The sequence below is a fragment of the Kitasatospora sp. NPDC088160 genome (assembly GCF_044741445.1).
In the GTDB taxonomy this organism is placed as follows: Bacteria; Actinomycetota; Actinomycetes; order Streptomycetales; family Streptomycetaceae; genus Kitasatospora.
Genome location: NZ_JBIUSS010000033.1, coordinates 30,527 through 51,691, shown reverse-complemented (window position 1 = coordinate 51,691; position 21,165 = coordinate 30,527). Strand labels below are relative to the sequence as shown.

The 21,165-nt window shown below is 75.4% G+C and carries 19 protein-coding genes; 10 read left to right on the top strand and 9 right to left on the bottom strand.

Translation table 11 applies throughout. From position 1 onward, the window contains the following. Positions 1–388: 388 nt before the first annotated feature. Positions 389–1,606, top strand: coding sequence for a phosphotransferase (locus ACIOGZ_RS37100; protein WP_363586867.1), 1,218 nt, complete (start codon positions 389–391; stop codon positions 1,604–1,606). 36 nt (positions 1,607–1,642) lie between these two features. Here the strand turns inward: ACIOGZ_RS37100 and ACIOGZ_RS37095 are convergent, their stop codons facing one another. The 3 genes from ACIOGZ_RS37095 to ACIOGZ_RS37085 all read right to left on the bottom strand — a co-directional run bounded on the left by ACIOGZ_RS37095 (position 1,643) and on the right by ACIOGZ_RS37085 (position 4,722). After that, positions 1,643–2,926: an acyl-CoA dehydrogenase family protein gene (locus ACIOGZ_RS37095; RefSeq protein WP_400989180.1), complete on the bottom strand. Its 1,284-nt coding sequence runs from the start codon at positions 2,924–2,926 to the stop codon at positions 1,643–1,645. A gap of 319 nt (positions 2,927–3,245) precedes the next feature. Continuing rightward, the gene (locus ACIOGZ_RS37090; RefSeq protein ID WP_063350170.1) at positions 3,246–3,740 is read right to left on the bottom strand and encodes a hypothetical protein; all 495 of its coding nucleotides are present in this window, start codon (positions 3,738–3,740) and stop codon (positions 3,246–3,248) included. A 718-nt stretch (positions 3,741–4,458) separates the two neighbouring features. Beyond that, positions 4,459–4,722 carry a DUF397 domain-containing protein gene (locus ACIOGZ_RS37085; RefSeq protein WP_400811641.1) on the bottom strand — a complete coding sequence of 88 codons (264 nt, stop codon included), beginning with the start codon at positions 4,720–4,722 and terminating at the stop codon, positions 4,459–4,461. Positions 4,723–5,165: 443 nt separating this feature from the next. Between ACIOGZ_RS37085 and ACIOGZ_RS37080 the strand changes: the two genes are divergently transcribed. Further along, a complete protein-coding gene (locus ACIOGZ_RS37080) occupies positions 5,166–5,573 on the top strand; it encodes a PTS fructose transporter subunit IIA (RefSeq protein ID WP_363586889.1) in 408 nt (135 codons plus the stop codon). Positions 5,574–5,692: 119 nt separating this feature from the next. Here ACIOGZ_RS37080 and ACIOGZ_RS37075 read toward each other — a convergent pair whose 3' ends face one another. The 3 genes from ACIOGZ_RS37075 to ACIOGZ_RS37065 form a co-directional block, all read right to left on the bottom strand. Then, complete coding sequence (locus ACIOGZ_RS37075; RefSeq protein ID WP_363586869.1) at positions 5,693–6,181, bottom strand: NUDIX domain-containing protein; 489 nt, start codon at positions 6,179–6,181, stop codon at positions 5,693–5,695. Between the two features lie 73 nt (positions 6,182–6,254). Further along, the gene (locus tag ACIOGZ_RS37070; protein WP_400811645.1) at positions 6,255–6,764 is read right to left on the bottom strand and encodes a sugar transferase; all 510 of its coding nucleotides are present in this window, start codon (positions 6,762–6,764) and stop codon (positions 6,255–6,257) included. A gap of 323 nt (positions 6,765–7,087) precedes the next feature. Beyond that, on the bottom strand, positions 7,088–7,360 hold the full coding sequence (locus tag ACIOGZ_RS37065) for a hypothetical protein (protein WP_400989179.1): 273 nt from the start codon (positions 7,358–7,360) through the stop codon (positions 7,088–7,090). 372 nt (positions 7,361–7,732) lie between these two features. Here ACIOGZ_RS37065 and ACIOGZ_RS37060 point away from each other — a divergent pair, with 372 nt between their 5' ends. Further along, on the top strand, positions 7,733–8,758 hold the full coding sequence (locus ACIOGZ_RS37060) for a polysaccharide deacetylase family protein (RefSeq protein ID WP_363624803.1): 1,026 nt from the start codon (positions 7,733–7,735) through the stop codon (positions 8,756–8,758). Positions 8,759–9,169: 411 nt separating this feature from the next. On the opposite strand, the gene ACIOGZ_RS37055 is transcribed toward ACIOGZ_RS37060, so the two are convergent. Next, a complete protein-coding gene (locus ACIOGZ_RS37055) occupies positions 9,170–9,955 on the bottom strand; it encodes a glutamate racemase (RefSeq protein ID WP_400989177.1) in 786 nt (261 codons plus the stop codon). Between the two features lie 57 nt (positions 9,956–10,012). Between ACIOGZ_RS37055 and ACIOGZ_RS37050 the strand changes: the two genes are divergently transcribed. Continuing rightward, a complete protein-coding gene (locus ACIOGZ_RS37050) occupies positions 10,013–11,161 on the top strand; it encodes a glycosyltransferase (RefSeq protein ID WP_400811653.1) in 1,149 nt (382 codons plus the stop codon). A gap of 57 nt (positions 11,162–11,218) precedes the next feature. After that, positions 11,219–11,965 carry an SAM-dependent methyltransferase gene (locus ACIOGZ_RS37045; protein WP_400811656.1) on the top strand — a complete coding sequence of 249 codons (747 nt, stop codon included), beginning with the start codon at positions 11,219–11,221 and terminating at the stop codon, positions 11,963–11,965. 54 nt (positions 11,966–12,019) lie between these two features. Here the strand turns inward: ACIOGZ_RS37045 and ACIOGZ_RS37040 are convergent, their stop codons facing one another. Beyond that, positions 12,020–12,694 (bottom strand): thiol:disulfide interchange protein DsbA/DsbL, encoded by a 675-nt coding sequence (locus tag ACIOGZ_RS37040; RefSeq protein WP_363586875.1) that lies wholly within the window; start codon positions 12,692–12,694, stop codon positions 12,020–12,022. Between the two features lie 139 nt (positions 12,695–12,833). Beyond that, positions 12,834–14,084, bottom strand: coding sequence for a glycosyltransferase family 4 protein (locus tag ACIOGZ_RS37035; protein ID WP_400989176.1), 1,251 nt, complete (start codon positions 14,082–14,084; stop codon positions 12,834–12,836). A 318-nt stretch (positions 14,085–14,402) separates the two neighbouring features. Between ACIOGZ_RS37035 and ACIOGZ_RS37030 the strand changes: the two genes are divergently transcribed. The 5 genes from ACIOGZ_RS37030 (at position 14,403) to ACIOGZ_RS37010 (ending at position 21,101) form a co-directional block, all read left to right on the top strand. After that, positions 14,403–15,533: a glycosyltransferase family 4 protein gene (locus tag ACIOGZ_RS37030; RefSeq protein ID WP_363586877.1), complete on the top strand. Its 1,131-nt coding sequence runs from the start codon at positions 14,403–14,405 to the stop codon at positions 15,531–15,533. A gap of 206 nt (positions 15,534–15,739) precedes the next feature. Continuing rightward, positions 15,740–16,189, top strand: a complete 450-nt coding sequence (gene mscL, locus ACIOGZ_RS37025; protein ID WP_363586878.1) for a large conductance mechanosensitive channel protein MscL — start codon at positions 15,740–15,742, stop codon at positions 16,187–16,189. A 345-nt stretch (positions 16,190–16,534) separates the two neighbouring features. Next, positions 16,535–17,326 carry a DUF6643 family protein gene (locus ACIOGZ_RS37020; protein WP_400335348.1) on the top strand — a complete coding sequence of 264 codons (792 nt, stop codon included), beginning with the start codon at positions 16,535–16,537 and terminating at the stop codon, positions 17,324–17,326. A gap of 199 nt (positions 17,327–17,525) precedes the next feature. Then, positions 17,526–18,404: an MOSC N-terminal beta barrel domain-containing protein gene (locus ACIOGZ_RS37015; RefSeq protein WP_363586879.1), complete on the top strand. Its 879-nt coding sequence runs from the start codon at positions 17,526–17,528 to the stop codon at positions 18,402–18,404. 243 nt (positions 18,405–18,647) lie between these two features. Beyond that, a complete protein-coding gene (locus ACIOGZ_RS37010; protein ID WP_400989173.1) occupies positions 18,648–21,101 on the top strand; it encodes a right-handed parallel beta-helix repeat-containing protein in 2,454 nt (817 codons plus the stop codon). Positions 21,102–21,165: the final 64 nt, after the last annotated feature.

Below are 21,165 nucleotides of genomic sequence, written 5' to 3'. Positions count from 1 at the left end.
GCCAGACTACTAAGCCAGTGCGCCGCGGGTGTGTTGTAGGGGTGCGCCACCTCGCCCCCGGGTCGGGCGGCGTCCCACCGGCGTCGGGGCAGTCCCCCGACCGTGGCACGGGACGCTCCCGGTCCTCACCCGAGGGGGTGGCGCGGCCGGGTGGCGCGGGGGCGCCGGGCACGGCCACGGCAGTCCGGCCGACCGTACTCCCCAGGGTGCGGACGGCCGGAGCACCGCCGTCGTCCGGGTCTCACGACCCCGCGTCCGTGCCCGGCGCCCGCGCACCACCCACCGCACCGAGTCAGGGCCGCCGTCACGCCAGGAAGCACGCGGCACCGGCCCTCCCCGCACCGCGGGGCGCACCTGCCGACGGACAGAAAGGGACCACCCTCACCCCATGTACTCCTCAGCGACGACCCCCTCGCCGACCGCGACCCGCACCGCGCTGCGCCCCCCCACCGCAGCCGCCGGGCGCCCCGGGCCGAAGCAGGTGCCCCCGTCGAGCCGCCCGGTGGCTCCGCACGGCACCGACGGCCGGTCCACGGACGCCCGGGTCCCGTCCGGCCGTACGGCGCTGGGGCTCCGCGGCCCCGAAGCGGCCCCGCCCGTCGGCGGCCGGCTCCCGCTCGCCCGCCAGGCCGACGGCCGGGTGCTGCGCCCGCCGCACCGGCCCGGCCAGGTCGGCGCCGGCCCCGAACGGATCGACCCGTCGGCGCTGCAGACCCCGGCGGTGCGGGCCGCGCTGGCGAGTGTCGCGCGGATATGTCCCGCGTTCACCCCGCGCCAGGTGCTGCGCGAGGGCAGCCGCCACATCCTGGTGGCGGGCACCATCGGGCGGGCCCCGGTGGTCGCCAAGTGCCTGGCGCCGCAGGCGGTGCGGAGTGGGTACTTCGAGCAGTTGGTGGCCGACTTCCACCACGAGGTCGCGGTCTACCGGGCGTTCGTCCGGCACCGCCCGCCGGTGCGGCTGCCCCGGCTGGTCGCCGCCGACCACGACCGCTGCGTGCTCGTCATGGAGCGCGTTCCCGGGCGCCCGGCGGCGCGGGAGCGCCACCCGGTCAACGCGCCCACCCCGGGCGAGGTGCGGGCGCTGCTGACCGCCGTCCGGACGCTCAACCTGTGGCGGCCGCCGACCGACGTGTTCCAGCCACGCATGGACTACCCGATGGAGATCGCCCGTTACCACTCGGTGGGCCAGCTCACCGACCGGGACGCCGGCGACCTGCGCGGCCTGCTGCACGGCCTCGGCCACACCCCGCTCCAGCTCTGCCACGGCGACGCCCTGCTCAGCAACATGCTGCTGGCGCCGTCCGGCCCGGTGCTGGTCGACTGGGAGCAGGCCGGCTGGTACCTGCCCGGCTACGACCTGGCGGTGCTGTGGAGCGTGCTGTCCGGCGACACCGCGGCGCGCCGCCAGATCAGCCAACTCGCCCAGAGCGGCGGCACGCTGGCCCGGGACGCGTTCCTGGTCAACCTGGTGCTGGTGCTGATGCGGGAGATCCGGCTGTACGACGTGCCGGGCGCCGGCGAGGAGCAGCGGATCATGATCCGCCGGCTCTACGACGACGCCGCGCTCGCCCGCCGGGCCGTCCGGGCCGCGGTCGGCACCCGCTGAGGCTCCGGGCCCCGAGCCCCCGGGGCCCGGAATCCGCTACGGCCGGCAGCCGCGCTCCAGGGCGGCCCGGCCAGCGGCCTCCAGGACGGCCTCGTCCGGGGCGAGGTGCACCCGGCTGCTCAGGACGTCCCGCAGGTAGCGCTCCAGCGGGTGACGCCGGCTCAGGCCGGGGTTGCCGGTGAGCGAGACCGCCTGCTGGACCGCCGTCGTCGCGGCCCGGGTGGCCAGCAGGTGGGCCGGGCCGGTCCGCGCGACCGCGTCCGGCTCTCCCCGGTCCACCCGGGGGGCCAGCCCCTCGACCAGTTCCTCGGCGCCGATCAGCTGGGCCTCGATCTCGCCGAGGGCACAGCGGTAGCGGGGCAGGGTGCCGAGCGGCTCGGTCAGATTGGCCGGAGTGCGCTGGTTGAGGAAACGGATCAGCCAGGACTGGGCGGCGCGAGCCACCCCGATCGCCACCGCGGAGAGCGCCAGATCGTGCCAGGCGAGGGAGAGCTCGGCGGCCCCGGCCGCGTCCGCCGCGCCGCCCTTGGGAGCGGTGAGGCCGAGCGCGAGCTCGGTCGGCACCCGGACCTGCTCCAGCACCACGTCGTGGCTGGCGCTGGCCCGCAGGCCGACCTGGTCCCAGGTCGGGTCGATCTCCAGGCCCTCGCTCTCGCCGCGGACCAGGAACGTCCCGACCCTCGGCTCCGCCTCGTCGGTCCGCGCGGTCACCGCCATCCAGGCCAGCGCCTCGGCGCCGGTGCAGTACGTCTTCCGGCCCGTCAGCGACCAGCCCTCGCCGTCCCGCCGGGCCACCGTGTCCGGCAGCGCTCCGGGCCGGCCGCCGGGCTCCGCGCGCAGCGTGTTGACCAGGGCGGGCCCGCGCCGGGACTCGGTGAGCAGCCGCCGGTAGCCCGCCGTCGGCCAGGCCGCCCGGCGGGCCTGCTCGGCGTGCTGGAGCAGCGTGAAGGCGGTGACCACGGCCACCGAGGCGTCCCCGCGCCCGAGTTGGGCCAGCACCCGGACGGTGTCGGCGAGCGTGCCGCCCGGTCCGCCGTACCGCTGGGAGACGGTCAGGGTGAGCAGTCCGGCCTCGTGCACCGCCTCGATGCCCTGGTAGGGGAAGGTGGCGTCGCGGTCGTGCTCCTCGGCGCGGGCGGAGAGCAGGTCGACCACCCGGGGCAGTCCGGCGAGGGCAGCGACGACGGCCGAGCGGTCGGGCGCGGGATCGGGCGCGGGGTGGCCGGAATCCGACGCTCCCGCGGCGGCGCCGGGCACGGCGGCGGCCGCGGTGTCGGACGGGCGGTCCGCGGGCGAACGGTCAGCGGCGGTGGTCGTCATGGTGCTGGGGCCTCCGGGCGGCAGCGTGGGCGCGGCAGATGCGGGCGGCACGCCGGACGGGCGCGCGGTACCGGACGGGCGGCCTCGGAGGTCGGTTCACGGCCCGCCCCCCGGATTCGGCGCCGGCCACGAACGGCCGGCCGCCCGCCGCCTCGGGGACGAATTCCCCCTCAGCGGCCCGGACACACCGCGCTGGCGGTGCGCCGCAGGTCCAGATAGCTGCGACGGGTCAGCAGCGGGAGACGGCACGACATGTTCGCGACTGTACGAACCCGTGATCGAAACCGTCAAGCTACGTCCGAGCCCTGGTCGAGGCCGGTCAGCCCTGCTGGAACATGTCGGCCGGGAGCGGCTTCAACAGCTGATACAGGTCGTCCGAAATCGGTCGGTCCCAGGACGCGATGGTGACCTGGACGCCGTCGCTGCGCCCGAACTGGGCGCAGAACACCCGCTCCTCGCTGACCTTGACCTTCTTCACGATCAGCAGGTCGTCCCCGAGCATCACCGGGAAGTCCTCGGCCGAGACGAAGTCGACCGGCTCGTCGTTCTCCAGCGCCGCGAGCAGCTGCCGCACCTCGAAGGGCACGCTGTCGCCGGTCTCCCGGGCGGGCGAGCCCTCGGGGAGGTTGCCGATGAACATCGCCGGGCCTCTGCCGCCGAACAGGTCGTAGCGCAGGAAGATCCCCTGGCAGGAGCCGTCCGGGCCGGTCATCATGGCCGCACCGAAGTCGCCGGGCCAGTCACCCGGGTCCATCGCGAGCACGTCGAAGTCCGGGCCGGCGGGCTGTCCGGAGCGACGGCGGAGAAAAGACATGGGAACATCGTACGTGCCCGGCACACCACGCTCGCGAGGTGGGTGGGGCACCGTCGGGAGATCGACGCTCAGAGACCAATGTTGACTCTGAGCAACCGTCCGGGCTACGTTCGGTTCAGCACGACAGCCGTTCTGGGTTTCACCCTCCGGGGGGACGGCATGTCGCAACGCGGCCCTACACGCGTTTCCCTCACTGTGCACATTGTCGTGCCGAACTGCCGAGCACCCAGCTTCGTCGTCGCACACAGCACAGCACACAAGCCAACAGTTCCATCACCACAAGCCAGATCCGCGGGGCCCCGGCCCGTCGCTCCCGCGGATCTTGCTCGGGACGCCGCCGCGTGGGGGCGTGCGGGTCCCGAGCAAACGGTGTCGCCGCCGAGTCGCTCTCGGCGTCGACGCCAGCCTCCCGGCGACTGCCGGCCCCTCGTGGGCCGGGACCGGCCGGCGCACCCCGGTGCGCAGGGGATGACTGGGAGGATGGCCTGGCAACACTGCCGGGTCGCACAGCAGGCGCCGTGTCTGGCCGCGTGGGGGCGGTGGGCACGGCGTCTGCCTGTGCTCATACTCTGAGCTGCGTTTGTCTAACAGTCAACAGAAATTCTGACGGGGCACGTTCAATAGATCATCAGTTGTGATGTTCGGGGCCGAAATCGACCGCGGAGCGGGCCCCGTTCCGACGGGGCCCGCTCCGCGGTCGTGCGACGGTCGCGCGGGCTCAGGTGAGGTCGAACTCGCCGTCCCGGGCACCGAGCACGAAGGCCCGCCACTCCCCCGGCGTGAACACCAGGACCGGACCGTCCTCCTGACGGCCGTCCCGCATCCCGATGTACCCGTCCACGAACGCGATCTGGACATCCCCGACGCCCTGGCTGCTGCACAGCCACTTCGCCCCGGTGAAGTCCACCTTCGGCTTCCCGCTCGGCGCCAGCTGCGGCTCCGCGCCGCCCGTCTCCACGTCGATCCCGCTGTTGACTGCCACTACCCGGTCTCCTCCCGACGGCTTTCCGGGCCAGCCTAACCACACCCGCCCGCCCCGGTCAGCGGGTTGACGAGGACTCCACCAGCCGGGCCCGGACGCCGCCGGAGGCCCGCTCAACGCGTGTCCCGCCCGACGGGGGCCACCGGAGCTGCCAGAGTGCTTGGCAACGCGGGGGACCACCCCCCGCCGGCCGTACGCGGGCCCTCGACGGCCCGTCCCGGCCCCGCCCCGGCCCCGCGGAACCCGATGCGCACCGGATGCGGCCCGCACCACCTCGCCCAGCACCGCCCACCACCGCCCAGAGGGAGCAGCCGATGAGCCGCCGGGACGGCACCCGCGCCGATGTCATCCCCATCTCCGACGCCCCCTCGGCCCACCCCCCTGCGCCCCGCACGCCACCCGCGCCCGCCACGCTGCCCCGGCCCGCCTCCGGCCGGCCCCCCGTGCACGGCCGGGTCGGGATCGTCCTGGTGTCGCACAGCCAGGAACTGGCCATCGCGGTGCGCACCCTCGCGCTCTCACTGACCGGATCCGACTCCCCCGCCCCGATCGCCGCGACCGGCGGGGACCAGGGCGGTCCCGGCATCAGCGCGGTCCTGGTGGCCGCCGCCACCCGCCGGGTCGACCAGGGCCACGGGGTCGTGGTGCTCGCCGACCTGGGCAGCGCCGTCACCACCGTGCGCGCCCTGCTGTCCGACGCCGACGAGCACGGCCTCCCGTTCCCGGTCCGCTTCGCGAACGCGCCGTTCGTCGAGGGCGCGGTGGCGGCCACCGCCACCGCCACCGCGGGCGGCGACCTCGCCGCCGTCCTGGACGCCGCGGAGGAGGCCTACCGGCAGCGCAAGGGCTGAGCGACCTCGCGAACTCCCGCCGCCTGGGGTGACCGGGCCGCCACCATCGGCGAAGGGTCCGGGCTCCCGGCCCACCCGGGGTGGGGAGGCGGGGATGCGGGCCGTCCGCCGTGCACCGGTCAGGGGCGCTCCTTGCCCTCCCACACGAAGACCGTCGACCCCTCGCACTCCAGCGCGTGGCGCAGCCGCTCGTGCTCGACCTCGATCATCGGCGGCAGCCCGTCCAGCGGGTACCAGCCGACCTCCAGCGACTCGTCGTCGTTCACCCTCGCCTCGCCGCCGACCGCCCGGCACCGGAAGGTCAGCACCAGGTACTGCGTCACGTCGCCGTTCGGGTAGGTGACCTGCGGCGAGACGGTGACCGAGGCGAGCAGTTCGGGCACCGCCACCACCCCGCTCTCCTCCAGGCACTCGCGCACCACGCCGTCGGCGGGCTGCTCACCGGGGTCGAGGATGCCGCCGACCGGCGCCCACCTCCCGTCGTCGGCCCGTCGGGCCAGCAGCACCCGGCCGCGGTCGTCCAGGACGACGGCGACGACGGCGGTCAGCCAGAGCGGACGGGTGCCCACCAGGGCTCGGAGATCGGCGAGGAACGGGGGAATGGCCATGCGCCGCAGCCTAGGCCCTGTCCGGCGGGGCCCCGGGCCGACGCCACCGACGGGCGGCCCGCGGCGCGCAGGCTCATCGCGCGAGACCGCCCTCCGGGCGCAGCAGGGCCAGCACGGTCAGCCCGAGGATCCGCAGGTCGAGCCGGAGCGAGCGGTGCTCCACGTACCAGAGGTCGAGTTCGGCCCAGTCCGGCCGGGCGAGCGGGTGGCGGGCCTGGAGTTGGGCCCAGCCGGTCAGTCCGGGCCGGACGTCGAGCCGGCCGCGCTCGCGGCGGGAGTAGCGGACCGCCTGGTCGGGGCGGACTGGCCGGGGGCCGATCACCCCCATCTCGCCGCGGGCGACGTTCCACAGCCGGGGCAACTCGTCCAGGCCGGTCCGGCGGAGCAGGGCGCCGAACCGCCCTCCCCGGCTGGTCCGGAAGCGGAGGACCTGGAACTCCCGGCCGTGCCGTCCGGCCCGGGACAGCCGCAGGAGCACCGGGCCGCGCGCCGTGCAGCGCAGCAGGGCGGCGATCACCAGGGCCAACGGGAGCGCGACGATCCCCGCCAGGGCGGCGAGGGCGAGGTCCCCGCCGCGCCTCATCCGGCGGGCACGGTGGTGCGCGGTGCGCCGTCCGGCTTCCCGCCGGGTCCTCCGCCCGGATCTCCGCCCGGATCGGACGTGGCGCTGCCGCCCATCTCTTCCCCTCCACGGCACCGTCGAGCCGCAAGAACGCATTCACAGTAGGGGCGCCTCGGAGCCGTCGCCCGGGAATGGTGAAAGAAGTGGGCAGAGGATTGTCCGACAGGCCGAAATTCGGTCGATCTGACCAATATTGCTCGATCTGCTGCTCGACCTGCCACCTGGAATGCCGAGGGCAATCGAAGTACAGCCGTTCACCGAAGGCCGGCCGGCCGCCGAGGCGGTCAGAGCACGGCGCGGCGGCGGTACCGCAGCAGCCCGAACGCGATCCGGCCGAGCAGCAGCACTCCCGCGGCCAGACAGCCCGCCACCGCCATCGCCCAGGCCGGACCGTCACTGTCCGGAACGATCACCGCCACCACAATGCCCAGCGCGAGGCAGGCCAAACCCACCATCGCCAGCGGAAGCTGGTGGGTGACCAGGGCACCACCACTCCACGCACGGGCCATCCTGGTCGCGCCGTGCAGGTGGAAGGGATCACGGTCCGCATCTGCCATGAGCCCAAGGTACCCCCGGCGAACGCCGGAGGCAGCCCGCGGGGAGTGAACGTTCGACCACCCGGTGCGACCGGCCCGCCGACCTCGCCCGAGCCCCCCGCGGCCCGGCCCCGATCGTGCATTCCGGCTCCACAATCAGTCCACATCAGTTCACATCAGTCCACGAAAAATCCTCGTCCCCCCGGTACAACCATCCACTCGGTGCAGCGGTCTCAATGGCATTGAGCGATCCAGGAGCCGTTCGCGGGAAGGGTGCGAGCCCCCACCGCGGACCGGAATACCCAGGAGGCGGAGCCGCCTCCTCCTGGGGTCGGAGGCCGGGCTCCGTCCTCCGGCGGTACCGCCACGCCGCTCGGCGACCGAGGGGGAACCGTGCCGCAGTCCCAGTCCACCACGTCGATCTCCATGGCCCCCACCAGGCCCGTCCCGTTCGTGCGCCCGCTGCCGACGGCCACCCGCCGCCACCCGACCGCCGACCGGGGCCGGGCAGACGCGCGGGGCGAATGGCTGCGGTTCGCCCCCGTCCAACCCCTGTTCCGCGCCCGCGCCGCACAACGCCTCGCCGTCCTCGCCTACCACGGCGTCACCGACCACCGGTCCTTCGGCGCCCAGCTCGACCGGCTCCGAAGACTCGCCACCCCGGTCTCGCTCACCGCCGTCCTCCAAGCCGTCACCGAACAGCGGCCACTGCCGCCCCGCAGCGTCCTGGTCACCTTCGACGACGCCGACCGCAGCGTCCTCACCCACGCCCTGCCCGCCCTCGACGCCCGCGGCATCCCCGCCACCGCCTTCGTCATCTCCGAGCTCATCGGCACCGAACGCCCCTTCTGGTGGCACGAGGCCGACTTCCTCGCCCGGCACGGCGGCCGTGCCCGCTCGCTCGACTGCGGGCACCCCTCCCAGTTGCTCCCCCGGCTCAAGGCCATGCCCGACCCCGACCGGCGGCGCAGCCTGCACGAGCTCCGGGTCAGCGCCGACCGCCGCCCACCCCGCCAGGAGCAGCTCACCCCCGCCGACCTGCTCGCCCTGCGCGACGGCGGCGTCGCCATCGGCAACCACACCCAGGGGCACCCCTGCCTCGGCCGCTGCGACGACGCCACCGTCCGCGCCGAGATCACCGGCGCCCACGAAGCCCTCACCCGCTGGCTCGGCGAACCCCCCACCGCCTTCGCCTACCCGGACGGCGGGCACGACCCGCGTGCCGAAACCGTCCTCCAGGAACTCGGCTACCGCCTCGGCTTCCTCTCCGACCACCGGCTCGGCCCCCGCATCCCCTCCCACCCGCTCCAGATCAGCCGCCTCCAGGTCGACTCCACCACCAGCACCCGCCGCTTCGACACCATCCTCTCCGGCCTCGAACCCGCCTACCGCCGCTGGCGCCGCCAAGCCGTCGCCTGACCGGCCGGGGCACGCAAGGGGAACGCAGGGGCACTCAAAGACATTCGGGGGCAAAAATGAGCCCCGCCGGCGATCGGCACGGTACGCCTGGGGGGCGAAATTTGGCCCCGCCTCAGCGGCCAACCACCCGCCCGTGGGGCAAACTCTTGCCCCACGGGCACAGAACGTCGGTCAGGCCGACCTCCCGCATCAGCCGCCGCAGCCGGGGCGGCGATCCAGGGGCAGCCGGCCACCACGGGGCTCCTCGACCAACCCCCGGAAGTTGGAGGGCAAAGATTTGCCCCTCAACTCATGACAGAGAACCTGCCCGCGGCTGCCCCGGATGGGGATCAGCTGCGGCGGCCTTCCGCTCGGGCTGAAGGGCGGACTGCCGGCGGGCGAAACTTGGCCCGTCGGCGGTGAGGGTGGCGGTCACGCCGGCAGCGTGCTGCGCATCAGGGCGGCGAGGGTGCGCCCCTGGGGGTAGAGGAGTGCGGCCGGGGGGAGGGCGGCGGGGGCGCCGGCGTGGAGCACGGTGATGGTGCCGGCGCCGGTACGGGTGGGGTCGGTGACGCGGCGCAGGGCCTGGGCGGCGACGGCTTCGGCGGAGCCGTGCAGGGTGAGCACCGGGGAGGCGGTGGGGGCGACGGCGGCACGGATGCGGTCGTCGACCAGTTCGTAGTGCGTGCAGCCGAGGACGATCGCCGCGGTGCCGGCGGGGGTGCGGGCGGCGGCGTCGGCGATGGCGTCGGTGATGCCGGCGTCGTCGCCGTGTTCGATGGCGTCGGCGAGGCCGGGGCAGGTGACCTCGGTCACGTCCGCGGTGCCGCCGAAGTCGCGGATCAGGCCGCGCTGGTAGGCGCTGCCGGTGGTGGCCGGGGTGGCCCAGATGGCGACGGAGCCGCCGAGGGCGGCGGCGGGCTTGATCGCCGGGACGGTGCCGACGACGGGCAGCCCGGGTTCGAGTTCGGCCCGGAGGGTGGCGAGCGCGTGCACGGAGGCGGTGTTGCAGGCGATGACCAGCGCGTCCGGTTCGAGCTCCGCGGCGGCGAGCGAGCAGCCTCGGGCGAGGTCGGTGACCTCCTCGGGCGTGCGCGGCCCCCAGGGCATCGAGGCCGGGTCGGAGGAGAGCACCAGATCGACGTCCGGGCGCAGCTTCCGAAGGGCGGCGGCGGCGGCCAGCAGGCCGATTCCGGAGTCCATCAGTGCGATCTTCACGGGGCAAGACTTTAGTCGATCCGCCCGATCCGGCCGGTTCTGCGGCAAACTGCGGGAGTGACCGTCCTGTTGTGGATCGCCGCGTTCTCCCTGCTGGTCTGGCTCTGGTTGGCGTGCTGCCACGGGCTGTTCTGGCGCACCGACGTGCGGCTTCCGCCGCGCCGTCCGCCGGTGCGCTGGCCGCGGGCGGTGGTGGTGGTGCCGGCCCGGGACGAGGCGCAGGTGCTGCCGGTGAGCCTGCCGACGCTGCTGGCGCAGAAGTACCCGGGGCGGGCGCGGGTGATCCTGGTGGACGACCACAGTTCGGACGGCACGGGCGCGGTGGCGGCGGAGCTGCGGACGATGGACGGGCTGGAGCTGACCGTCACGACTCCTCCCCCGCTGCCCCCGGGGTGGACGGGCAAGTTGTGGGCCCTGCGGCACGGGGTGGAGCTGGCCGGTCCGGACGTCGAGTACCTGCTGCTGACGGACGCGGACATCGCGCACGGGCCGGACTCGCTGGCGGAGCTGGTGGCCGCGGCGGAGAGCAACGGGCTGGACCTGGTGTCGCAGATGGCCCGGCTGCGGGTGGAGACCGGCTGGGAGCGGCTGATCGTGCCGGCCTTCGTCTACTTCTTCGCGCAGCTGTACCCGTTCCGCCGGAGCAACCGGCCCGGTGGACGGACGGCGGCCGCGGCGGGCGGCTGCTCGCTGGTGCGGCGGGAGGCGCTGGAGCGGGCCGGCGGGGTGGCCGCGATCCGGGGCGCGGTGATCGACGACGTGTCGCTGGCGCGGGCGGTGAAGTCCTCGGGCGGGCGGACCTGGCTGGGGCTGGCCGGGGCGGTGGACAGCGTCCGGCCGTACCCGCGGCTGGAGCAGTTGTGGCGGATGGTGTCGCGCAGCGCCTACGCCCAGTTGCGGCATTCGCCGCTGCTGCTGCTCGGGACGGTGCTGGGGCTGGGGCTGGTGTACCTGGTGCCGCCGGTGGCCGTGGCGGCCGGGCTGGTCGCGGGGGCGCCGGCGGTGGCGGTGGCGGGCGGGGCGGCCTGGGCGCTGATGGCGGGCACCTACCTGCCGATGGTGCGGTACTACCGGCAGCCGGCGCCGGCCGTGCTGCTGCTGCCCTTCACGGCGGGGCTGTACCTGCTGATGACGGTGGACTCGGCGGTGCAGCACTGGCGGGGCCGGGGCGCGGCGTGGAAGGGCCGGACGTACTCACGGGCCTGAGCGTGCCGGGGCCCGAATTCGCGGGCGCGGCAGTCCGGTCGGCTCCATACTGCTCGGATGGACCGTCAGAGGATCTCCCGTCTCGCCCATGCCCACCACCCGATCGCGGCGCCGCTGACGGACGAGTCGGTGGCCCTGCTGCTGGAGCGCGCGACCGCCGGAGCGGCGGACGGCCGGGCGCTGGACCTCGGCTGCGGCGAGGGGGCGTGGCTGGTCCGGGCGCTGGCGGCGCGTCCGCGCTGGCGGGCGGTGGGGGTGGATCTGGACGCGGCGGCGCTGACCCGGGCCAGGGAGGCGGCGACCGCGCTCGGCGTGGTGCGCCGGATCGGCCTGCACCACGTGGACGCACGGCAGTTCAGCTCGGTCGAGCCCTTCGACCTGGTGCTGTGCGTGGGTGCCACCCACGCCTTCGGCGGGCTGCTGCCGACGCTGGCGGCGGCCCGCGAGCACCTGGCCCCGGGCGGGCGGGTGCTGGTCGGCGAGGGCTTCTGGGAGCGGGAGCCGTCCCGGGCGGCCCTGGACGGGCTGGGCGCGGCCCGGGACGACTACGCGGACCTGGCGACCACCACGGACCGGGTGCTGGCGGACGGCTGGACACCGGTGTCCGGGTACGTGAGCAGCCGGCAGGAGTGGGACGACTACGAGTTCGCGTGGACGGGCACGCTGGCCGAGTGGGCGCTGGAGCACCCGGACGACCCCGACGCGGCGGCCGCCCGGGAGGCCGCGGACCGGCACCGGCGGGAGTGGCTGCACGGCTACCGGGGGACGCTCGGCTTCGTGACGTACCTGCTGCGCCGGGACTGACCGCCCGGCGGGGCGGGCCGCCGGAGGGCTGTTCGGTCCCGGCCCGCGGCGGGCTCAGTGCCCGCGCAACTGCTCCTGCTGGACCAGGTAGTCCAGCACCTCGGGCATCGCCTCGACGCCGCCGGCCTTGCTCGGCGAAGTCCGGTACTCGCCCTGGACGACCACCGTCGGCAGCTCGTTGACGCCGTAGCGGACGAACTCGACGGCGGCCTCGTCGACCGACCGCGCCACCTCGTCGGAGCGGTACGTCCGGCGGAAGAGCTGCGCGTCCACGCCGTGGCGCACCGCCCAGTCGGTGGCGGTGGCCTCGGTGGTGAGGTCGGTCTGGTCGGTGTGCACCGAGCGGAAGACGCTGCTCTGCAGACGCTCGACCAGGCCCAGGCGCTCCAGCGTGTAGTACAGGCGCGCATGGCCGCGCTGGGCGCCCTCGTCCGGGCTGCCCGGCCAGATCGCCGGGACGCGCCGCAGGGCGACGTCCGCACGGTGCTTCTCGGCCCAGGCCTGCAAGGGCTGTTCGAGCTGCTGGGAGTGGACGCAGTCGTACCAGAAGAACTCGGCCGCCTCCGTGCGGACGCTCTCGCGCACCGGCTGCGGATGGTCGAGCTTGACGAACTGGGATCCCTCGGAGGGGGGTTGGTGACTCACCGCGCCTGCCTGGAGGGGGGACACGGCGATCCCGGCGGCGATGGCGAACAGGACGGTGGACCGCAGCAGCGACTTCGAGTTCACACCGGGCAGTGTGCTGGCGGCGGTTCGTTACCGTCGAGTTCGGCCGGGCGCGCTGGCCCGGATTCGCCCGATCGGCCCAGCCCGGCGCCCGGCCCGGCGCGCGACTCGACGCCCGGCCCGGCCCGCCACCGCGGGTCTGTCACGGACCGGTGCGCACCCCCGGGCCACCCCCCGCCCACACCTCGGCGACCAGCCCCTGCCAGGCGTCCACCACGGCGCCGAGCTCGAAGTGCTCCAACGCGTGCGCCCGGGCGGCCGCGCCGAGGCCCGCACGGTTGCACGCCAGCACCTTGGCCAGCGCCTCGGCGAGGGCGAGCGGGTCCCCGGGGGCGACGAGCGCGCCGGTGGCACCGTCCCGGACCACCTCGCGCACCCACCCGACGTCGGTGGCGACGGCGGGCACGCCGGCCAGCGCGGCCTCGATCAGCGCGCCGGGCACGCCCTCGCTGTCGCTGGTGAGCAGCAGCGCGTCGGCGGCCCGGTAGAGCGGCGCCGGGTCGGGCAGGGCGCCGAGGAAGTGAGCGCGGGCGGCGGCCGGGTGGCGGGCCAGCGTCTCGCGCAGCGGGCCGTCCCCGGCGATGGCCAGCCGGACGTCCGGCAGCCGGTCCAGGACGTCGAGGGCGAGGTCGAGCCGCTTCTCCGGGGAGATCGCGCCGATCCAGGCGACCAGCAGGACGTCGGCGGGCAGGCCGAGCGCGTGCCGGGCGGCGCGCCGGTCGGCCCGGCCGTCGGCGGGCGGATAGCTCTCGGCGGCCCGGGAGTTGGAGATCACGTGGACCTTGCCGTCGGGCAGCCGGAACTGCCCCTCCAGGACGGCGCGGGCCTCGTCGGTGAGCGTGGTGACGGCTGCCGCGCGGTGCATCAGCGCGCCGCCGCGCACCCGGCGCAGCCGGTTCGCCGTCCAGTAGCGGGGGTGGCCGACGGAGACGTAGACGAAGGGGGTGCGGGTGCCGGCCAGGGCGAGGGCGCAGGCCGCCAGGGTGTCGGAGCCGTGGGCGAGGACCACGTCGGCGCCGCGGGCGGCCGCGCGCAGCGCCCGCAGGGTGCCGGGGCGCAGGCGGCCGGAGCCGAGGACGGCGGCGCGTAAGTCCTCCTCGTCGGCGCAGGCGCCGGGGTGCGGGTCGGGCTGCCGGTCGAGCCCGTCGGGGCGGGCGCCCGAACCGGCGCCGGCGCGAACTCCGGTGCGGTCCGCGGCGCGGGGCCCGGGGAGGGCGGGCCCGGCGGCCGGGTGCGGGGCGAGGGCGCACAGCGCGGAGGCCTGGCCCCGGCGGCGCAGTTCCCGGTGGAGGTCACGGGCGAAGTTCTGGGCGCCGCCGCGGCGTGGATCACTGATCAGGTGCAGGACGCGGGGACGGGTTCCGGCCGGGTCGGCCGACGTATGGTCGGGCATGGACCGACCTTGGCACAGCGCCCCGCGCCGTACAGCCCCTTCGCGCAACCTGGTGGTGGCCCGTGCGCCCGCGTGAATACACCTGATGTGCGCTGCTCGACTGCGGCCGTGCGCCGGTTGCTCCCGTCGTGCGCCCTGTTCCGCCCCCTCTCGCCCTGCCCCGCCTCGCCTCGCCGCACCCCGGCGTCCGACCCCGGCCGCCGTACGGCTGGCGGGCCTGACGGCCACCTGCGATGCTGATCACCAGTCAGGGGGCGTCCGGCACGGGAGAACGGACGCGCCCGCAGCGGGCGGGGGTGGCCGGTGCAGGTGCTTCTGGTGGTCGACAGTGTGAACCGGGCCGGCGGGGCGGAGCGCGCCCTGGTCTCGATGGCTCCCCAACTGGTGCGCGCCGGCGTCACGTTGGACGTCGCCTACCTCTACGACTCCCCCGGCGGCTGGCAGCCGGAGCTGACCGCGGCGGGCGCCGCCGTGTTCGGCGTCGGCCGACCGACCGGGGCCGCCACCGCCGCCGCGCTGCGCCGGCTGATCCGCGAACGCCGGCCCGATCTCGTCCACACCGCCCGCCACGCCTCGGACGTGCTCGGCCGGGCCGCCGCCCTGGCCGCCCGCACCCCGGTGGTTTCCAGCCTGCTCGACCCGGCGTACGGACCGGAGCAGTCGGCGGCGCACGGGGCGAGCCCCTGGCGGATGCGCACCGCGCAGGCCCTGGACGCGGCCACCGCCCAGGGCGCCCGCCGCTTCCACGCGCTCACCCGGCACGTGGCCGGCACGATGGCGCGGCGGCTGCGCATCCCCCGGCGGCGGATCGACGTGGTGCCGCGCGGGCTCGACCCGGAGCTGCTGGGCACGGCCACCCCGGAGCGGCGGGCCGCCGTGCGCGGTGCCCTGGAGCTGGCGCAGGACGTGCCGGTGGTGCTGGCCGCCGCCGGCCAGCACCACCGGAAGGGCCTGGACGTGCTGTTGGCGGCCTGGCCGGCGGTCCGGCGCGCGCAGCCGGGGGCCGTCCTGCTGCTCGCCGGCGCGGCGGGCCCGGAGAGCGCACGGCTGCGGGCGCTCGCCGAGTCCGCCGGGAGCGTCCGCCTGCTCGGGCCGCGCGAGGACGTGGCCGATCTGATGGCCGCTGCCGACGTGCTCGCCGTGCCGTCCCGCTGGGCGGGCCAGGGCGGCACGGCGATCGAGGCGATGGGCGTCGGGGTGCCGCTGGTCTGCGCGGACGTGCCGGCGTTGCGCGAGACGGTCGGCTCGGAGGACTACGCCCGGCTGGTGGCACCGGAGCGGCCGGCCGAACTGGCGGCGGCGGTCGTCGACACGCTGGACGACCGGGCGGCGGCGCGGGTGCGGGCGAAGGCCGCGCGGGCGCGGTTCCTGGCCTCGTTCACGCTGTCCCAGGTGTCCGCGCACATGGTCGAGTTCTACGAGCGCGCGCTGCGGGTGCGGCCGCTCTGACCCCTCCGGCCCGGCGGCGGCCGGATCGACCCGTACGCGGAGCGCCCGGGCTCCGCCCGGAACCGGCCGGCGAGTCCTGCGGCCCGTTACGCGGATCGGGTGAACGCGGTTGGACCTCGGCCCGGCCCGGTCGGCAGGATGTCCGGCCGGGGCGCCCGTCACGCTGCCTCATCTCCCCCTTCCCCGTACGGATTTGGAGTCACCCGGTGTTCAAGGGATTCCGCAGCTTCCTGCTGCGCGGCAACGTGGTGGACCTCGCAGTCGGCATCGTGATCGGCGCGGCCTTCACCGCCGTGGTCACCGGGTTCGTCACCGCCTTCCTCACCCCGCTCATCGGGGTCGCCACCGGCGCCGTCGGCGACTTCACCCAGAAGACCTTCGAGGTGGCCGGCGCCCGGTTCCCGTACGGGGTCTTCGTCAACGCGCTGATCGGGTTCGTGCTGGTCGCCGCGGTGATCTACTTCGCCGTGGTGCTGCCGGTCGGCAAGCTGCAGGCGCGCTTCGAGTCGGCCAAGCCGGCGCCGGTCGTGAAGGTCGACTGCCCGGAGTGCCTGAGCCCGATTCCGGCCGCGGCGACCCGCTGCTCCTTCTGCACCTCGGAGGTCTCGGGCCGGCCGGGTCTCCCGGCGCAGGCGCAGGCGTTGCAGGCGAGCTGACCACGGGCCCGAGGCCGCTGACGGGGACTTTATTCCCGAAACATTCACGAGCCCTCGTCGGACCGTCGGCGGGGGCTCGAATGCGCCGGCGCACGCCCTGTCCGCAAAAGTTTCTCCGGCGGGCCCCGAACCGTCCACCGCCCGGTCACCGCAAGGGTTCGCCGCGCCGCCGTCCGGGTACTGTTCGATCACTGACGGCACGCCAAGGTTGTCCGGAACTGAACGCCGGTATGTCCGTTCTTCCTACTTTCGAAACCTTTGTGCGAGCGAAGACTGTGTAAACAGTCGAACTGCTCCCCCTCCCGCTCTCCTCAGCAGGCGCGTTGTGGGCTTACCGTATGCCCCATGACCTCGCCCCGCTCCTACGACGGAGTCGGCTACCCCTCTCCGTCCTTCTCCTCCGGCACGCCGATCTACGACAGCCTCGTGGCTGAGCGCGGCGTCCCCCAGATCGCACCCATCAACGTGCCGGCGGCCCTGCCGCCGGCCATGTCGTCCGGTTACGGGGCCAGCGCCGGCCCGTCCTACGAGAACCGGTACGGCAACGGGTACGAGAGCGCCGGCAGCAACCTCCCCGCGCTGCCGCCCGCCCGCCTCGCCCTGGGCCCCGGCCCGAGCAGCGGCCCCTCCGCCGGTCCCGCCACGGCGTACATCCCCGCGCAGCCAGCGCCGGCGTACGCCTCCGCGCCCCAGCCGCCCGTCCCCGGCTACGGCGCCCCCCAGCAGTACCAGCGGCCGCAGCCCGCCGCACCGGCCTTCGCGCAGACCGCCAGCGGCGGCTACCAGCCGACCGGCGGCCAGAGCTTCGGCGGCCAGAACACCTTCATCGGCGGCCAGGGCGGCCAGCAGTCCTTCGGCGCGCAGCCGATCGGCGGTCCGGGCGCGTTCGGCCCCGGGCAGCCGGGCGGCCAGCCGCAGGCCGGTCCGCAGAGCTTCGGCGGCCCCGGCCCGGCCGGCCCCGGCTTCCAGGGCCAGGGCGGCGACCAGGGCTTCGGCGGCGCCCAGCTGCGCCCGGCCATGGCGCCGGTCCGCCCGATGCAGCCGCAGCGCCCGGGCCCGTACGGCGAGCCCGGCAACAACGCCTACAACGCGGGGGGCCAGCAGGGCGGTTACCAGCAGCAGGGCCAGGGCTACTGAGCCACTGACCTCCAGGGCCGGACCCCACCCGGCCCGCACCCGCACCACCTGAGCACCACCCGGCGCGCTCCCCGCGCCGGGCGTACGGAGAAACGGGTCATCCACGGACTGCCCGGAACGCCCCCCACGGCGTCCCGGGCAGTCCGTGCGCGTACGGGGCTCCTGCGGACCGCCGGGAACCGGCTGGCAGGATGGGGGGATGCAGCTCACCGGACTCCACGTCTACCCCGTCAAGTCCATGTACCGCCTGAGCCCGGACACCGCCGCCGTCGAACCCTGGGGCCTGGCCGGAGACCGCCGCTGGATGCTCGCCGACGCCACCGGACGCTTCGTCAGCCAGCGCGAGAACGCCGCCCTCGGCCAGATCAGGCCCGACCTGCTGCCCGACGGCGCGCTCTCCCTCACCGCCCCCGGCGGCTCCCGGATCGAGGTCCCCGCGCCCGCCGTCGCGGCCGGCGACCCGCTCGCCGAGGTCGAGGTCTGGGGCACCCGCTTCCGCGCCGCCGAGGCCGCCAAGGAGGTGCACCGGTGGATCGTCGAACACCTCGGCGACTACCGCCTGGTCCACCTGGACGACCCGCACGCCCGGCCGGCCGACCCCGACTACGCCGAGCCCGGCACCACCGTCTCGATGGCCGACGGCTTCCCCCTGCTGCTCACCACCACCGCCTCGCTGGAGCGGCTCAACGAGCTGATCGCCGCCGAGCACCCCGACGGCCACGAGCCGCTGCCGATGGAGCGCTTCCGCCCCAACGCCGTGGTGGGCGGCGCCGAGCCGTGGGCCGAGGACGGCTGGCGCCGGATCCGGATCGGCGACCTCACCTTCAAGGTGGTCAAGCCCTGCGGCCGCTGCGTCATCACCACCACCGACCAGGAGAGCGGCGAGCGGCGCGGCCCCGAACCGCTGCGCACCCTGGCCCGGCACCACCGGCTGCTGAAGAAGGCCGCGTTCGGGCAGAACCTGATCCCGGAACGGCCGGCCGGCACCACCGGCGACGTGCTCGGCACGCTGCGCGTCGGCGACCGGGTCGAGGTGCTGGAGGACGGGGCGCAGTGGCCCGCCGACGCGCGGGGGTGAACCGGCGGCGCGCCGGTTCACCGGCTCCCCCGGCCGCCCCCGCGGCGCGACCCCGGCTCGGAACCACGGGTGTGCGCGCTCGTTGAACATGTGGTCGGAACCTGTGGCGAAGGCGCGAGCCCCCGGTGCCCGCGCGACCGCGGCCGACCGGACCACCCGTGGAGGCGCGCTACGGTGGGCGGGCGGCCCGCGCGTACGGCCCGTTGAACGCCGGCTCGACGAAGGTGGGGACGACAGACCGTCATGGCAGAGCACAGGGTCCGGGTCACCCAGGACAGCGCATCCCGCTGGCGCCGCCGCGCAGGCGAGTACGACACCCTCGCGGAGGCCCTCGCGGCCGCCGAACCGGGCGACACCGTGACCGTCCGGCCGGGGACGTTCCGGGAGAACGTGCTGCTGGACAAGCCCGTGACGATCGTCCCGGCCCAGGGCCCGGGCACCGTCCGGATCGACCCGCCGTCCGGAGTGGCGCTGACCGTCACCGCCGACGCCACCGTCCGCGACCTCGTCGTCGAAGGCGGCGACAGCTCCACCCCGGCCGTCCTGATCACCGGGCCGCAGACCGCGCCCGCGCTCAGCGGCTGCCGGATCGAGACCCGCTCCGCCACCGGCATCGAGATCACCGACGGCGCCCGGCCCACCCTGCGCGGCTGCGTCGTGGCCAACCCGGCCGGACTCGGGCTGCGCCTGCGCGGCCCCGGCACCGCCGCCGCCCTGGAGGACTGCGAGGTCGCCGCCGCCGGGCAGGCCGGACTCGCCGTCCTCGGCGGCGCCACCGCCGCCCTCGACCGCTGCCGGATCCACCACGCCGCCGGCGCCGGCGTCCTGCTCTCCGACCCTGGCAGCGCCGCCGAACTGACCGGCTGCGAGATCTACGAGATCCGCGGCAGCGGCGTCCAGGCCGAGTCGCAGGCCCGCGGGCGGCTCGTCGACTGCGAGATCCACCGGGTCACCAGCAACGGGCTGACCCTGGACGGCGAGGCCGAACTCGTCCTCACCGGCTGCCGGGTGCACGACCTGCCGGAGAACGGCGCCGACCTGCGCGGCCGCTCCCGGCTCAGCCTCGACCACAGCACCGTCCGGGACTTCGGGCGCGGGGCGCTCTCGGTCTGGGACCAGGGCACCGAGGCCGTCGCCGAGTCCTGCCAGATCCACGGCTCCACCGGCGAGTACCCGGCGCTGTGGGTCAGCGACGGTGCCCGGCTCACCCTCACCGACTGCTCGCTGTACGACCTGCCGGACGCGCTGTTCGTCCTCGACCGGGACTCCGCCGCGATCGCCGCGGACTGCTCCTTCAGCCGGATCCGCAGCTCGGCGGTCTCGGTCAGCGGCGGCGCGGCGGTGACCCTCACCGGCTGCCGGGTCCAGGAGGCCGGCACCGGCCTGTGGTTCCGCGACCACGGCAGCGGCGGCCTGCTCACCGGCTGCGAGATCTCCGACGTGGCCACCGGGGTGATCGTCACCAAGGGCGCCGACCCGGTGCTGCGCGACTGCACCGTCCGGGCCAGCACCGACGCCGGCGTGTACGTCTCGGCGCAGGGGCGGGGCACCTTCGAGGACTGCCGGGTCTCGCACGGCAAGGGCTTCGGCTTCCACATCATCGACGGCTGCCGCACCCAGCTGACCCGCTGCCGGGCCGAACAGAACGAGCGGGCCGGCTTCGAGTTCTCCGAGCCCGGGCCGGTCGCCGAGGGCTGCACCTCGGACGACGTCGGACCGGCGGCCGGCGCGGCCGAGGTACCGGGCCCGCGGACCGCCCAACTGGCCTCTGCCACCGCCCCGTTGGCCGGGAGGGCCGGTGTGGGCGGGGTGGCCGGCACCGCCGTCGCGACGTCCGCTGCGGCTGCCGCCACCTCGGCGATCGCCCCGATCCCGGACTGCCGGCCCGCCGACGAGGCGCTCGCCGAACTGGACGCACTGGTCGGGCTGGCCACCGTCAAGCAGGAGGTGCGCACGCTCATCGACCTGATCTCCGTCGGCAAGCGCCGCCGCCAGGCCGGGCTCAAGGCGCCCTCGCTGCGCCGGCACCTGGTGTTCACCGGCGCCCCCGGCACCGGCAAGACCACCGTCGCCCGGCTCTACGGCGAGATCCTCGCCTCGCTCGGGGTGCTCCAGCGCGGACACCTGGTCGAGGTGGCCCGGGTCGACCTGGTCGGCGAGCACGTCGGCTCCACCGCGATCCGCACCGCCGCGGCCTTCGACAGCGCGCGCGGCGGGGTGCTCTTCATCGACGAGGCGTACGCGCTCGCCCCCGAGGACGGCGCGCGCGACTTCGGGCGGGAGGCCATCGACACCCTGGTCAAGCTGATGGAGGACCACCGGGACGAAGTGGTCGTCATCGTGGCCGGCTACACCCTGGAGATGAAGCGCTTCCTCTCCGCCAACCCCGGTGTCTCGTCCCGCTTCTCACGCACCATCACCTTTCCCGACTACACGGCGGACGAGCTGCTGGAGATCGCCCGGGCCCAGTGCGCCGAGCACGAGTACGCGCTCGCGGAGGCGACCGAGGGCGTGCTGCTGGACCACTTCGCCCGGCTGGAGCGCGGCCCCAACTTCGGCAACGGGCGCACCGCACGGCAGGTCTTCGAGACCATGGTCGAGCGGCACGCGATGCGGGTCGCCCACCTCGCGGACCCGTCGACGGAGGAGCTCCAACTCCTCGTCCCGGCCGACCTGCCGGGCGCACCGCTGCCCTGACGCCGGCGACTCGGCGCCGTGGCGTCGGGCGGGCGACGACCTCGGCGCCGGGCGGGCGGGCGAC